12 protein-coding genes and 1 tRNA gene are annotated in these 14,433 nt (G+C 71.1%); 10 read left to right on the forward strand and 3 right to left on the reverse strand.

What is annotated here, in order from left to right:
• The first annotated feature begins 11 nt into the window (after positions 1-11).
• From DAE25_RS00565 to topA, 4 genes are all read left to right on the forward strand, one after another.
• Positions 12-809, forward strand: coding sequence for a metallophosphoesterase family protein (locus tag DAE25_RS00565; protein ID WP_107764331.1), 798 nt, complete (start codon positions 12-14; stop codon positions 807-809).
• Positions 806-2,254, forward strand: a complete 1,449-nt coding sequence (locus DAE25_RS00570) for a DUF7059 domain-containing protein (protein WP_107764332.1) — start codon at positions 806-808, stop codon at positions 2,252-2,254. The genes DAE25_RS00565 and DAE25_RS00570 overlap by 4 nt, the downstream gene beginning before the upstream one ends.
• Before the next feature lie 157 nt (positions 2,255-2,411).
• A complete protein-coding gene (locus DAE25_RS00575) occupies positions 2,412-3,419 on the forward strand; it encodes a sugar phosphate isomerase/epimerase family protein (protein ID WP_107764333.1) in 1,008 nt (335 codons plus the stop codon).
• Between the two features lie 193 nt (positions 3,420-3,612).
• Positions 3,613-6,333, forward strand: a complete 2,721-nt coding sequence (topA, locus tag DAE25_RS00580) for a type I DNA topoisomerase (RefSeq protein ID WP_107764334.1) — start codon at positions 3,613-3,615, stop codon at positions 6,331-6,333.
• Positions 6,334-6,438: 105 nt separating this feature from the next.
• On the opposite strand, the gene DAE25_RS00585 is transcribed toward topA, so the two are convergent.
• Together DAE25_RS00585 and DAE25_RS00590 are read right to left on the reverse strand one after the other, a co-directional pair.
• On the reverse strand, positions 6,439-7,164 hold the full coding sequence (locus tag DAE25_RS00585; RefSeq protein WP_107764335.1) for a hypothetical protein: 726 nt from the start codon (positions 7,162-7,164) through the stop codon (positions 6,439-6,441).
• A 43-nt stretch (positions 7,165-7,207) separates the two neighbouring features.
• The gene (locus tag DAE25_RS00590) at positions 7,208-8,113 is read right to left on the reverse strand and encodes a GNAT family N-acetyltransferase (protein WP_107764336.1); all 906 of its coding nucleotides are present in this window, start codon (positions 8,111-8,113) and stop codon (positions 7,208-7,210) included.
• Positions 8,114-8,219: 106 nt separating this feature from the next.
• Here DAE25_RS00590 and tmk point away from each other — a divergent pair, with 106 nt between their 5' ends.
• The 5 genes from tmk (at position 8,220) to DAE25_RS23435 (ending at position 12,442) form a co-directional block, all read left to right on the forward strand.
• Positions 8,220-8,852: a dTMP kinase gene (gene tmk / locus DAE25_RS00595; protein WP_107764337.1), complete on the forward strand. Its 633-nt coding sequence runs from the start codon at positions 8,220-8,222 to the stop codon at positions 8,850-8,852.
• Complete coding sequence (locus tag DAE25_RS00600; RefSeq protein WP_107764338.1) at positions 8,849-10,000, forward strand: DNA polymerase III subunit delta'; 1,152 nt, start codon at positions 8,849-8,851, stop codon at positions 9,998-10,000. Before tmk ends, DAE25_RS00600 begins: the two co-directional genes overlap by 4 nt.
• Entirely contained in the window at positions 9,997-11,553 is a 1,557-nt protein-coding gene (locus DAE25_RS00605) for an alpha/beta hydrolase (protein ID WP_107764339.1), read from the forward strand. The genes DAE25_RS00600 and DAE25_RS00605 overlap by 4 nt, the downstream gene beginning before the upstream one ends.
• Before the next feature lie 89 nt (positions 11,554-11,642).
• Positions 11,643-11,718 (forward strand) — tRNA-Thr (locus DAE25_RS00610).
• 358 nt (positions 11,719-12,076) lie between these two features.
• On the forward strand, positions 12,077-12,442 hold the full coding sequence (locus tag DAE25_RS23435) for a hypothetical protein (protein WP_199907379.1): 366 nt from the start codon (positions 12,077-12,079) through the stop codon (positions 12,440-12,442).
• 259 nt (positions 12,443-12,701) lie between these two features.
• On the opposite strand, the gene ppk2 is transcribed toward DAE25_RS23435, so the two are convergent.
• The gene (gene ppk2, locus DAE25_RS00620) at positions 12,702-13,595 is read right to left on the reverse strand and encodes a polyphosphate kinase 2 (RefSeq protein WP_107764340.1); all 894 of its coding nucleotides are present in this window, start codon (positions 13,593-13,595) and stop codon (positions 12,702-12,704) included.
• A 270-nt stretch (positions 13,596-13,865) separates the two neighbouring features.
• Between ppk2 and DAE25_RS22980 the strand changes: the two genes are divergently transcribed.
• A complete protein-coding gene (locus tag DAE25_RS22980) occupies positions 13,866-14,423 on the forward strand; it encodes a hypothetical protein (RefSeq protein WP_159083493.1) in 558 nt (185 codons plus the stop codon).
• The last annotated feature ends 10 nt before the right edge of the window (positions 14,424-14,433 follow it).

Consider the following 14,433-nt stretch of genomic DNA (forward strand, 5'->3'; position numbering starts at 1 on the left):
GGATGGCGGCCATGGAGCGCATCGCCCTCGTCTCGGACGTGCACGGCAACCTCACCGCCCTCGAGGCGGTCCTCGCGGACATCGATCGCCGGGGGATCTCGCGGGTCTTCAACCTCGGCGACTACGTCGGCAAGGGCCCGCGGGGTCGCGAGGTGGTCGAGCTGTGCAAGGAGCGTTGCGAGGTCAACCTGCTGGGCAACTGGGACGACTTCCTGCCCGACCCCGACCGCGAGTTCGACAGCGAGGCCCTGCAGTTCTGGCTGGCCCAGCTGGGACCGGGCCAAGGTGAGTGGTTGCGCGGGCTCCCGTTCAACCACGACTTCTGGCTGAGCGGTCGACGGGTGCGGCTCTTCCACGCCAGCGAGGAGACCGTGCACCGGCGGGTGCGCTACGTCCGCACCCAGGAGGAGTTCGAGGGGCTCTTCACCCACACCGACGCCACGGGCGGCGGCCCGGTGCCCGACCTGGTCGGGTACGCCGACACGCACGACCCGCTCTACGAGTGCCAGCTCGAGGGACGCACCACCTTCAACACCGGCAGCGTCGGCAACTGCATGGGCGACCCGACGCCGATGTACTGCATCCTCGAGGGCGAGCTCGGCAGCGAGGAGCCGGCCCCGTGGTCGGTGTCCTTCGCCCGCGTCCCGTACGACGTGGAGGCCGAGCTCGCGGTGGCCCGTGCGATGGGCGCCCCCCAGTACGACGGCTACGAGGTCGAGCTGCGCCACGGGATCTACCGCGGCGCCCTCGACGAGTGGCGCTCGGGCGAACCGATGACCGGCTACCACGACAGGGGAGTCAACGCATGAGCCTCGACTTCACCGGACCCCTGCGCGACGCCCTCGTCGCGGCCGACTTCACCTACGACGGCGTCGCCGGCCAGCTGGGCGAGGCCGGCCACCGCGCGCTGAGCCGCAACGAGACCACGTCGGGCCTGCGGCGTACGACGGACGGCAGCCCGCTCTCCACCCTGACCCGGCTCTTCCTGCTCGAGGCGCCGGTGTCCCACGACGAGGCGGAGCGGGCGCTCCCCGGGCTCGTCGACCGGCTCTGCAACGCGGGCCTGCTCGAGCAGAGCGTGGGGGAGGTGGCGGCGCGGCTCGACTGCCGGCCCTACCGCACCGACGAGGAGGACCTGTGGATCGTCTCCGACCTCACGCCCGGCCTCGACGGCGCCCCGAACCGGGTCGGCAGCGACCACGTGCTCGGCATCTCCAGCGCGTCGACCAGCCTGGCCCAGCTCACGATCCGCGAGCCCGTCGACCGCGCCCTCGACCTCGGCACGGGCTGCGGCGTCCAGGCCCTGCACCTCGCCGCCCACGCCCGTGAGGTCGTCGCGACCGACGTCAACACCCGGGCGCTGTGGATGACACGGATCAACGCGGCGCTCAACGAGGTGACCGTGGACGTGCGGGAGGGGTCGTTCTTCGAGCCGTTGCGCGGGGAGCGATTCGACCTCATCGCGACCAACCCGCCGTTCGTCATCTCCCCGGCGACCGGTGAGCGACTCGTCTACCGCGACTCCGGCCTGCCCGGCGACCGGGTCGTCGAGGACATCGTGCGCCAGGCGCCGGACCTGCTCGCCGACGGCGGGTGGTGCCAGGTGCTGGGCAACTGGGTGATCGAGCGCGGCCGGCCGTGGGACGAGCGCCTCGCGACCTGGCTGGACGCCGACTGCGACGCCCTGGTCGTCCAGCGCGAGGTCGTGGACCCGAGCGAGTACGTCGAGCTGTGGCTCAAGGACGCCGGGCTGCACGGCGGCGACGACTACGTCCGCCGCTACGACACCTGGTTGTCGTGGTTCGACGAGCAGGGCATCGAGGGTGTCGGCTTCGGCTGGCTCAACCTGCGGCGTACCGGGGGCGGGAGCCACCAGCTGCTGGACTGGCCCTACGACGTCGAGCAGCCCATCGGCCCGGCGATCGCCGAGTGGGGCGCTGCGGTCGGCGCCGAGGTCACGGAGGCCGACCACCTCGTGGCGCGGCCCGACCTGCTCCAGGAGACGCAGGGCAGCCCCGGCGCCGAGGATCCCTCGACCATCGTGGTGCGCCAGCAACGGGGGCTGCGCAGGGCTCGCCAGGTCGACAACGCCGAGGCGGCCTTCGTGGGGGCCTGCGACGGCGACCTCGCCGTCGGGCAGATCATCGGTGCGTTGGCGCAGCTGTTGGAGCGGGACGTCGACGAGGTACGCCGGACGCTGCTGCCCGTCGTCGACGAGCTGGTGGCGGAGGGGTTCCTCGTGCGGGACCGGTGACCACCCGGGTGCATCCGTGGGGCGGGTGGTGCGCGGACTTCTGACAGTTTTCATGCAAAAGTTGCGCGATCGTTGACGTGATGTCCGTCACCCTCCTAGTTTCGAGGCCACCCACCACCGACACGGGCGCGCCCGGCGCCCCGAGAAGAGGCCTGAGATGTGTTCCGGACATGACGGAGAAGGCGCGCTGCGCGAGTCCCTCGAGAGGCAGGGGGCGAGCCGTCGCAACCTGATCCGCGGCGCCTTCGCGGGGGCCGCGGGCGCCGCCGCCCTCGGCGCCGGCGTAGGGGCCGCGACGCCAGCGGCCGCCCACGGCAAGGGTCGTGGCCGGGGCCGGGGCCACGGCCGCAGCCACGAGGTGGCCACCGACCGGATCAGCATCCAGCTCTACACGCTGCGGTCGGCGATGACCTCGGACACCCAGATCAAGCTGGTCCTCGACCAGCTGGCCAAGTTCGGCTACGAGCGGGTCGAGCGTGCCGGGCTCTACTCCTACAGCGCCGCCCAGCTCAAGGCGCTGCTCGACGAGCGCGACATCTGGGCCAGCTCCAGCCACGACGGTGTCAGCAACAGGGACGCGGCCGCGCTCAACAAGAAGCTCGACGACGCCAACACCTTCGGGCAGAAGTACCTCAACGTCCCGTACTTCAACTCGCCGGACAAGGCCGCGTGGCAGGACCTCGCCGACCAGATGAACACCGAGGCGGCGGCGGCACGCAGGCGTGGCCTCCGCTACGGCTACCACAACCACGCCCACGAGTTCACGATCACGTTCCCCGACGGCACGACGCCGTGGGAGGTGCTGATGTCCGAGCTCGACCCGAGGCTCGTGCACCTCGAGGTCGACCTCTACTGGGCCTACACCGCCGGGGTCAACCTCCTCGAGGCGGATCCGCTGGCCTTCGCCAACGAGGTCATCCGCACGGCCCCGCTCGAGGTGCGGCAGTACCACGTCAAGGACCGGCACGGCGACGACGCGCTCGCGCTCTTCGGGGACGAGCAGCCGGGCGACATGGCCGACCTCGGCATGGGGGTCATCGACTTCCCGGCGATCTTCAGGCGTCACCAGGTCGAGGAGTACATCGTCGAGAACGACACCCCCGACTTCAACCCGGTGACGACGGCAGCCATCGGGAAGCTGTACCTGGAGGACGTCGAGTTCTGATCCACCCCCCGGAGCGGGCCCCACGTCGATCGACGTGGGGCCCGTGCCGTGCCCGGGGAGAGGGGGTCCGGGCCCGCCTCGCCCGGGGGCGTCGTACGCCGCGCCGGTGCCCGCCGCCGGTCGCCCCGGCTGGAGTTGTCGCCCCGGAGCGCTACGGTTGCCGCGCATCACCGAATCAGGAAGCAGGAATCACGTGGCACACAAGCTCGTCATCGTCGAGTCGCCCAAGAAGGCGCAGATGATCGGCGGCTACCTCGGCAGCGGGTATGTCGTCGAGTCGTCCATCGGTCACATCCGGGACCTGCCCAACAACGCGGCGGACACCCCGGCCAAGATCAAGGACAAGCCGTGGGGTCGTCTCGCGGTCGACGTCGACCACGACTTCGAGCCCTACTACGTCGTGCCGCGTGACAAGAAGAGCCACATCGCCAAGCTCAAGAAGCTCCTCAAGGACGCCGACGAGCTCTACCTCGCCACCGATGAGGACCGCGAGGGCGAGGCGATCGCCTGGCACCTGCTCGACGAGCTCGACCCGAAGGGCATCCCGGTCAAGCGGATGGTCTTCCACGAGATCACCAAGCCCGCGATCCTCGCCGCCGCCGAGAGCCCGCGCGAGCTCGACATGCACCTCGTCGAGGCGCAGGAGACCCGCCGCATCCTCGACCGCCTCTACGGCTACGAGGTCAGCCCGGTCCTGTGGAAGAAGGTCATGTCCGGCCTCTCCGCCGGTCGCGTCCAGTCCGTGGCGACCCGCCTGGTGGTCGACAAGGAGCGCGAGCGGATGCGCTTCCGGGTGGCCTCCTACTGGGACCTCGAGGGCACCTTCGACGCCGGCAGCACGCACGAGCAGCGGATGTTCCCGGCCAAGCTGCACTCCGTCGACGGCGCCCGCGTCGCCCGCGGCTCCGACTTCGGTCCCGACGGCCAGCTCAAGAAGTCCGACCTCGTCCACCTCGACCGCAGCCGCGCCGAGGCCCTGGCCGCGGCGCTCGAGGACACGACGTACGAGGTCCGCTCGGTCGAGTCCAAGCCCTACCGCCGCTCGCCGTACGCCCCGTTCCGCACCACCACCCTCCAGCAGGAGGCCGGTCGCAAGCTCGGCATGAGCTCGAGCGTGACGATGTCGGTGGCGCAGCGCCTCTACGAGGGCGGCTACATCACCTATATGCGTACCGACTCCACGACGCTCTCCGGCGCCGCGGTCGAGGCGGCCCGTGACCAGGTGCGCGAGCTGTACGGCGCGGAGTACGTCCCCGACAGCCCCCGGACCTACACGTCCAAGGTCAAGAACGCCCAGGAGGCGCACGAGGCGATCCGGCCCGCCGGCGACTCGTTCCGCACCCCCGCGCAGACCGGGTTGACCGGCGAGCAGTTCCGGCTCTACGAGCTGATCTGGATGCGCACCGTCGCCTCCCAGATGAAGGACGCCACCGGCCACACGGTCTCGATCCGCCTCGGCGGCGCCGCGGCGACCGGTGAGGACGTCGTCTTCGGGGCGAGCGGTCGGGTCATCACGTTCCACGGCTTCCTCAAGGCGTACGTCGAGGGCACCGACGACGCTGCGTCCGCACGTGACGACCAGGAGACCCGCCTGCCCAACCTGGAGCAGGGCGAGGCCATCTCGGCCGCGTCGGTCACCGCAGCGGGCCACGAGACCAAGCCCCCGGCCCGCTACACCGAGCCGACGCTGATCAAGGAGCTCGAGGAGCGCGAGATCGGTCGCCCCTCGACGTACGCCTCGATCATGGGCACCATCGTCAACCGCGGCTACGTCTACAAGAAGGGCTCGGCGCTGGTGCCGGCCTGGCTCGCGTTCTCGGTGGTGCGGCTGCTCGAGGAGCACTTCCCGCGGCAGATCTCCTACGAGTTCACCGCGCTCATGGAGGACGTGCTCGACGACATCGCCGGCGGTCGTCGCGACCGCAAGACCGAGCTCGGCGAGTTCTACTACGGCACCGGCGACGTCGAGGGCCTCAAGACGCTGGTCAACGAGCTCGGCGACATCGACGCCAAGGAGCTCGCGACGTTCCCGATCGGCGAGGACTCCGGCATCGTGCTGCGGGTCGGCCGCTACGGCCCGTACGTCGAGGCTCCCGGTCCGGAGGAGGAGGGCGACGGCGCGACCGTGCGCGCCAACGTGCCCGACGACCTGCCGCCCGACGAGCTCACCGTGGCCAAGGCCAAGGAGCTGCTGGCCAACCCGGCCGGCGAGGAGCAGGTGCTCGGCGAGCACCCGGAGACCGGCCTGGTCGTCGTCGCCAAGAACGGCCGCTTCGGCCCCTACGTCACCGAGCAGCTGCCCGAGGACGCCCCCAAGTCGGCCAAGCCGCGCACCGGCTCGCTCTTCAAGTCGATGACGCTCGACACCGTGTCGCTGGAGGAGGCCGTCAAGCTCCTCTCCCTGCCGCGGGTGGTCGGTGCCGGCGAGGACGGCGAGGAGATCACCGCGCAGAACGGCCGCTACGGGCCCTACCTCAAGCGCGGCACCGACTCGCGGTCGCTCACGTCCGAGGACCAGATCTTCGACATCACCCTCGACCAGGCGCTGGCGATCTACGCCCAGCCCAAGCAGCGCGGCCGTGGCGCGGCCACCCCGCCGCTCAAGGAGCTCGGCAACGACCCGGTCTCCGGGCAGCCGATCGTCGTCAAGGCGGGCCGCTTCGGGGAGTACGTCACCGACGGCGAGTACAACGCCACCCTGCGCAAGGACGACACCGTCGAGTCGATCACTCCCGAGAGGGCGGCCGAGCTGCTCCAGGAGCGGCGCGACAAGGGTCCGGCCAAGAAGGCCGCCAAGGGTGCGAAGAAGGCGCCCGCCAAGAAGACCACCGCGAAGAAGGCGACGGCCAAGAAGACCACCGCCAAGAAGACCACTGCGAAGAAGACGACGAAGGCCGCGGCCAAGAAGGCCTGACCTCCCGCTGCCTCGCGTAGACACGCAGACACAACCCGCCTGATCCCCGCCCGACCCCGGTCGGGGTCGTGGGCCGACAGGGGTTGTGTCCGCGTGTCTCCGTCCTCAGGCGGCGGTGGAACCGCCGCCGAGGAGCAGCGCCAGCAGGAACGCCCAGCCGCCGGTGAGCAACACCCGTCGGGGATCGCGGGGACGGAAGAGCCCGGTGGGGCCGCCGAGGGCCAGGTACGCCGCGATGCCGAACGGCGGCACCAGCAGGACCAGCCAGACCCACGCCCACCTCGTCGCGCGCCACGGTCGGGGGCCGCCGTTGAGCACCAGGGTCGCGCCCAGCAGGACGACGTAGATCAGGCCCACCCATCCCGGGGCCTTCAGCCCGACCACCGTCGAGTACGGGTTACGCGGCTCGCCGCGGACGAAGGCGACGTCGGGATCGAGTCGGGCCAGGTGGTCCTCGACACTGCCCACGACCACAGTCCTGTCGGCATCGCCCTGCTCTCGGGCCCGGGCGGCCTGGCGCTCGTTGCTGGCCTCGGTCACCTCGGCCGTGTGGACGACCCACCCCACTCGCCACCGGACCTCGGCACCGCCCCAGCCCTGCCAGTCCTCCGCGCCGGCGAAGCCGCCGACCACCTCGACCTCGGTCACCTCACCGGCGGCGACGAGCCCCTCGAGCCGGCCGAAGTCCGAGATCCGGTGGCCCGTGAGGAGGGTGGCGACGAGCAGCGCGGTCCAGGCGCCGACGAGGACCCACCCGGCGACCCGGTCGCGGCGACCCCAGTCGTCGGCCAGCCGACCCGGTGGTGCCGTCGCCGCAGCGTCCGTCGTCATGCCGTCCCCCTCGTGCCTGCCCGTGGCCGCAGCCTAGGGCCGATCAGAGGGTGATGGCCCGGTTCACCCAGGTCGACGCGACCTCCATGCCGACCTTCTCGTAGAGCCCCCGCGCCCCCGCCCGGGTGTCGGTGGAGAGGTAGCAGCGGACGGCGCCGTGCTCCCGCGCCCGGGCGAACGCGTCGACCAGCATCGGCGGGGCGAGGCCCCGGCCCCGGTGGTCGGGGCGGACCGCGATCCGGGCGACGTACCCGCCCTCGCCGGCGAGGAACACGTGCGTGGCCCCGACGACCTCCCCGTCCGGCGCGACCAGCAGGCGCAGGTTCCAGGGCTCGAACCCCCCGCGGTCCCAGACCCGGGCGCCGAAGTCGGCCAGGCTCATCCGCTCGCGGTCGGACCACTCGAGGAAGCAGTCCTCGACCAGGGTCCAGGCCGCCTCCCGGTCGGCGTCCTCGGCGTCGCGGAGGGTGAACCCGTCGGGCAGGGGGCGGGCGCTGATCTCTCGATCGGCGGGCAGCTCGAGGTCCCACGCGGTCCAGCGGACTTCGTAGCCGAGGTCGGCCAGCAGCCGGTCGGCGGCACTGCCCTCCGCCACCTGGGTGCCGATGCGGGGGGACCCGGCGGCCCGGGCCTTGGCCTGCAGCCAGTGTGCGATCGCCGTACCGATGCCACGACCCTGGTACGCCGGCAGCACGGCCGTGTAGCCGATGTCCGGGCCGCTGTGGTCGCCGTACGCCACCAGCAGGTCGCCGTCGAGGACGCCGACGGTGCTCTCCGTGATGTCGTAGCTCGGTCGCAGCCAGTCCGACAGCACGTCCTCGACGGTCACCTCGGGCTCGCCGAGGTCGATCACCTCCTCGGCGGCCACGACCGCGGTCACCGCCTCGGCGTCGTCGTGGGTGAGGGGCCGGGCGGTGAGGCCCTCCGGCAGGCCGTCGATCGGGGTCATGGGAGGAGTCTGCGCGCGCCGCACGCCCGACGTCACCCGTGTTTCCGTACGCCGGGTGGTCCGCTCGGCGTCCGGCGCCGTCGGTGCCCGCCCGTAGGGTGTGCGCGTGAGCCGACGCGTCTATGCCGACACCGGCGTCTTCGTCTGCTTCGAGGGTGGCGAGGGCGCGGGCAAGTCGACCCAGTCGGGGCTGCTGCGCACGTGGCTCGAGGAGCGTGACCACACCGTGCTGCTCACCTTCGAGCCGGGCGACACCCCGGTCGGGCAGGCGTTGCGGCGGATCGTGCTCAGCCCCGAGACCGGCGAGCTCTCGCACCGCACCGAGGCGTTGCTGTACGCCGCCGACAAGGCCGAGCACGTCGACACCGTCGTGCTCCCGGCCCTGGCCCGCGGTGAGGTGGTCATCACCGACCGCTACGTCGACTCCTCGCTCGCCTACCAGGGCGCCGGCCGCGACCTGCTGCTCGCCGACGTCGAGCGGGTCAACCGCTGGGCGACCGGCGACCTGCGACCGCACCTGACCGTGGTGCTGGACCTGGCCCCCGAGGCCGGCCTCGGGCGCTTCACCGAGCGGGACCGCATCGAGGGCGAGTCGGTGGAGTTCCACGAGCGGGTCCGGCAGGGCTTCCTCGACCTGGCCGCGGCCGACCCCGACCACTACGTCGTGCTCGACGCCCGCGCCCCGATCGAGGAGATCGCCGCCGCCATCCGCGCCCGGGTGGAGGTGCTGCTGCCGTGACCGTGTGGGACGACCTGGTCGGCCAGCGGCCGGTGATCGAGGCGCTCAGCCGGGCGGCGGGCGGCGACGGGATGACCCACGCCTGGCTCTTCACCGGACCGCCCGGGTCCGGTCGCTCCAACGCCGCGGTCGCCTTCGCGGCCGCGCTCCAGTGCGAGACCGGCACCGGGTGCGGCACCTGCAAGTCGTGTCGCACCGTGCTCGCCTCCAGCCACGCCGACGTCCGGATCATCCGCACCGAGAAGCTCTCCATCGGCGTCGACGAGGTGCGCGACCTGGTCCGCAGCAGCGCCCTCGCCCCGTCCGGCGACCGCTGGCAGATCATGATCGTCGAGGACTCCGACCGGCTCACCGACCAGGCCTGCAACGCGCTGCTCAAGGCGATCGAGGAGCCGACGGCCCGCACCGTGTGGCTGCTCTGTGCCCCCACGACCGAGGACGTCCTGCCCACGATCCGCTCCCGCTGCCGGCTGGTGTCGCTGACGACGCCGACTGCGGTCGACGTCGCGGCCTTCCTGGTCCGCTCGGTCGGGGTGGGCGAGGAGCTCGCGGCCCACGCCGCGCGAGCCAGCCAGGGGCACATCGGCCGCGCCCGGGCGCTCGCCCGCGACGAGGAGACCCGCCGCCGGCGCCGCGAGGTCGTCTCGCTGCCCGCCCGCCTGACCACGCTCGGCTCCTGCATGACGGCGGCCACCAACGTGGTCGAGGTGAGCAAGGTCGAGGCAGAGGTGCAGACGGCCGACCTCGACGCACGCGAGAAGGCCGATCTCGACTCGGCGTACGGCGTGGAGGCCCGCGGTCGGCGACCGCGGGAGTACGCCCCGGCGCTCAACGCCCTGGAGAAGGGGCAGAAGACCCGCGCCAAGCGGCGGGTCCTCGACGTGGTCGACCGGGCGCTGATGGACCTCGTGTCGGTCTACCGCGACGCGATCGCCGTGTCGGTGGGCGCACCCGGCGACCTGGTCAACGAGGAGCTCCGGGCCGACGTCGCGCAGATCGCGCGGGTCGTGACCCCGGAGGAGCTGCTGCGGATGATCGACGCGATCTTCACCGCGCGCACGCAGATGCTGGAGTTCAACGTGCAGCCGCAGCTGGCACTGGAGTCGATGATGGTGGCGCTCAAGCTGCCGACGGGGGCGGGTCGATGAAGAAGGTCGTGGCACTGGTCGTGGTGGTGGCGATGGTGTTCCTCGCCGTCGGCGCGGGAGCGGTCGTCATCTGGAACTCCTTCGCCGACCCGACCTCGGGCTCGTCCTCGACGCAGGCCCCGCGGGTCGAGCGCGAGGAGGCCGCCGACGCGCACGAGGCGCCGTCGGCCGCGCTCCAGTCCTTCTACGACCAGCAGGTCGACTGGTCCACCTGCGAGGGCGACCGCGAGTGCGCGACGCTGACGGTGCCGGTCGACTACGCCGAGCCGGAGGGCGACACGATCGACCTCGCGCTGCTGCGGGTGCGGGCCACCGATGAGGCGCAGGCCTCGCTGGTGGTCAACCCCGGAGGCCCGGGGGCTCCCGGCACCGACTACGCCGCCCTGGCCGGCCAGGTCCTGCGCGAGCCGCTGCTGCGAGCCTTCGACGTCGTCGGCTTCGACCCCCGTGGCACGGGGGAGTCCAGCCCGGTCGACTGCATCAGCGACGACGACCTCGACGCCTACCTCGCCGGTGACCCCGACCCCGACGACGCGGCCGAGGAGCAGGAGTACGCCGCGGACGTGCGCGCCTTCGGTGCAGGGTGCGCCGCCTCGGGCGAGGTGGCCGGCCACGTGACCACGACCGAGGCCGCCCGTGACATGGACGTGCTGCGGGCCGCGCTGGGGGAGTCGACCCTGACCTACCTCGGTGCGTCCTACGGCACCAAGCTCGGGGCGACCTACGCCGAGCTCTTCCCCGACCGGGTCGGGCGCTTCGTGCTCGACGGCGCCGTCGACGTCTCGCTGGACAACCGCCAGCTCGGGCTCGAGCAGGCCGAGGGCTTCGAGACCGCCCTGCGCGCCTACGTCCAGAACTGCATCGACACCACCGACTCGTGCTTCCTCGGCGACAGCGTCGACGAGGGGTTGGCCACCATCGACGGGCTGCTGGCGGACATCGAGGAGTCCCCGCTGCCCACCAGCGGCGACCGCGACCTGGCCATCGGCAACGCCTTCTACGGCATCGTCGCGCCGCTCTACAACCGCGACTACTGGTTCATCCTGAGCGCCGCCCTGGGCAGCGCCCTCGACGGCAACGGCCAGGCGCTGATGGAGCTGGCCGACCTCTACTCCTCGCGCGGGCCCGGGGGATTCACGGACAACAGCGTCGAGGCCAACCTCGCCATCAACTGCCTGGACGACCCGTCGTCGATCCCGTTCGCCGACGCCCCCGACCAGTACGCCGACTTCGAGGAGGCCTCGCCGACCTTCGGCCGGATCTTCGCCTGGTCGCAGTCCACCTGTGGGGCGTTCACGCTCCGCTCGAGCGAGGAGCCGCTCGACATCCGCGGCGAGGGCGCCGCCCCGATCCTCGTCACGGGTACGACGCGCGACCCGGCGACGCCGCTGAAGTGGGCCGAGGCCCTCGCCGAGCAGCTCGAGTCCGGGGTGCTGCTGCGTCGCGACGGCGACGGCCACACGGCGTACAACTCGGGCAACGAGTGTGTCGACACCGCGATCGAGGACTACCTCCTCGACGGCGACGTGCCGGCCGACCCGACCGACTGCTGAGGCGGACGCGGGGTGATTTCGACCGCCGCACGGTCGGGCGTTATCCTTCTCGAGTTGCCCGGCCGGTCCTGACCTCAGCCGGGCAGCACGCCGCCTTAGCTCAGTCGGTAGAGCGAATCACTCGTAATGATTAGGTCGTCAGTTCGATTCTGACAGGCGGCTCCACCGAAGGCCCCTGACCTGCAGAGATGCAGGGCGGGGGCCTTCGTGCTGTCGTCGACGGAGTGGCTGCTCCACACAAACGTCCTCCGCGGCAGCAGTGCTCGACGGGGCAACTACAAGGCCGCATGCGTGGGTTGAGGGGCGGCCAGACCCCCCCGCCTGTTGGCTTGTCGCAGCCCTGCTCACTTGGTTCGATGCTGGACGCATGATGTGGTCGAGCATGGTGCCTCGGAAGGTCCAGCGGTGGATCCGGCGGACGCTGGTCGCGCTCGCTGCGGTCGGCGGTGCGGTCACAGCGGTGGCGCGCTACCGATCGTGGCACCTGACGTGGGGCGCTACCCACGACGAGGTCTCCGGTCCGATGCCGGGCGACGACCTCCTGCACGGAGCGGGTTTCGTTGCCACGCGAGCGATCTCGATCGCCGCTTCCCCGGACAGGGTGTGGCCCTGGATCGTGCAGGTCGGCTACGGACGCGCCGGCTTCTACTCGTATGACCTGCTCGTCAACCTCGGCCGACCCAGCACCGAAGAAGTCCTCGAGGAGTTCCAATCCCTGTCGGTCGGGGACCTGGCGGCACCGATGACCGCCACGGCGGACGACCGGACGGCGTTTCGGGTCGCGAGTCTCGATGAGCCTCGCTCACTTGTGTGGAGCAAGCCCGACTCGACCTGGGCGTGGCGACTGACAGCGGACGGAGCGGGCGGACCCGTCTTGGCACCCGCTTGAAAGCACGCTACGACCCAGGGCCGTTCTTGCCGGTGACCGTGCTGCTGATGGAGATCGGAGACTTCCCCATGATGCGCCGCATGCTGGTGGGAATTGCCGAGCGGGCCGAGCGGATGGACTGACAAGCGCACGAGGCGTCATGTCGGCACGACTGGCACCGTCCCAGCGACACTCGCGTCAATGGCGGCGTCTTCCGGACGCATCGCCGCGGACGCGGCTGGCTCTCGCCTCGCCGGTCACTCCCGGTCACCGGAGGCGCTCAGTCGCCGATGGCCCCGCGTCCCCGCCGGACGAGCTTCGAATCGGGCTGGAGGACCACCTGCGGGTCCTTCCCTTCATAGTCGACCAGACTGAGGAACAGCCGCAGGGCGTTGACCCGGGCTCGCTTCTTGTCGTTGCTCTTGACCGTGTACCAAGGCGCGTGGTCAGTGTCCGTGCGAAGGAACATCTCCTCCTTGGCCTCCGTGTAGGCCTCCCACTTGTCGAGGCTCTCGAGGTCCATGGGGGAGAGCTTCCAGCGCCGGACCGGGTCGAGCTGGCGGACGGCGAATCGTGTCCGCTGCTCCTGCTGGGTCACCGAGAACCACAGCTTCGTCACGTTCACACCCGCCTCGAGGAGCATCTGCTCGAACAGCGGGGCCTGTCCCATGAAGGTGCGGTACTCCTCCTCGTCGCAGAAGCCCATCACCCGCTCCACGCCCGCGCGGTTGTACCAGGAACGGTCGAACAGGACGATGTCGCCGAAGGTCGGGAGGTGCGAGACGTAGCGCTGGAAGTACCACTGCCCCAGCTCGGTCGAGGTGGGCTTGGTCAGCGCGACGACTCTGGCGGAACGGGGGTTGAGGTGCTCCATGAACCTCTTGATCGTCCCGCCCTTCCCCGCGGCATCGCGTCCCTCGAACACGATGACGTGCTTCTGGCCGGTGTCCTGGACCCAGTACTGGAACTTCAGGAGCTCGATCTGGAGGAGGTACTTCTCCACCTCGTAGTCGTTGCGGTTCATGAGCTCGGCGTACGGGTAGTTGTCCCGCCATGTCTCGACCGCCCGCCCATCAGGCCTGATCAGGACCGGGTCGTCACCGTGGTCGTCGCGGACGGTGTACCCCTCCCGAGCCAGGGAGTCGATGTATTGACGCAGGCTCATCTGCTGCATGCCCGACAGTCTCGTCCACCTCGCACCGGAGGAGGCGGTGTCGCGTGGCGCTCCCCTAGATTCGGGGCGGCCACTGGACGCAGCGGCTCGTTCGTGTCTCCCGATTCGTGCTCGCCCGCCACCAGCGGGTCCCTTGAGTGTGGGTTCGGTGCCACCCGGTGACACCGAACCCACACCGAACTCGCAGAGCTCCCGCCCCCGCATGCTGGTCACCGCCCATGGTCATGACCCCATCGGCCGGTCATGATGGGGGCCAACCCGGAGGTGGACATGGCGAAGAAGACCGTCGCGAAGAAGAAGCAGGCACCGAGCAAGGCCGCGAAGAAGGACACCGCGAAGAAGGATGCGGTGAAGAAGCAGAAGGACGCGGCGTCGGCACGCGAGGCGCAGCTCAAGGCGGTCGCCAAGAAGCTGGAGGGCCGCATCAAGAAGCTCGAGGCGGCCGTCGCGAGCGCCGAGGCCAAGGCCGCGAAGTGGATGAAGCGGGCGAAGAAGGACCGGGCCGAGGCTGCGGCATCGAGCAGCAAGGTCTCCAAGCTGGAGAAGAAGCTGGCCAAGGCGCAGCAGCCGGCGCCGAAGGCCTCGGTCGGGGTGTCCCGACCCACCCTGGCGGTGGCCCCGGACGCGCCGGCCCAGCCGGACGAGGTGGCCCCTGCGGCGGAGGTCGTGGAGGTCGAGACGCCGGCGGAGTCCACCCCCGGCCCGGCAGCCAAGGCCGGCCCCGACGACAGCTGGACGGTCACCGCGCTCCGCGCCGAGGCCCGCACGCGCGGACTCGCCGGCTACTCGAGGAAGTCCAAGGCCGAGCTCCTGGCCGCGCTGACCTGATCCCGGTCGG

Source organism: Nocardioides terrigena, from assembly GCF_003047265.1.
GTDB classification, from domain to species: domain Bacteria; phylum Actinomycetota; class Actinomycetes; order Propionibacteriales; family Nocardioidaceae; genus Nocardioides; species Nocardioides terrigena.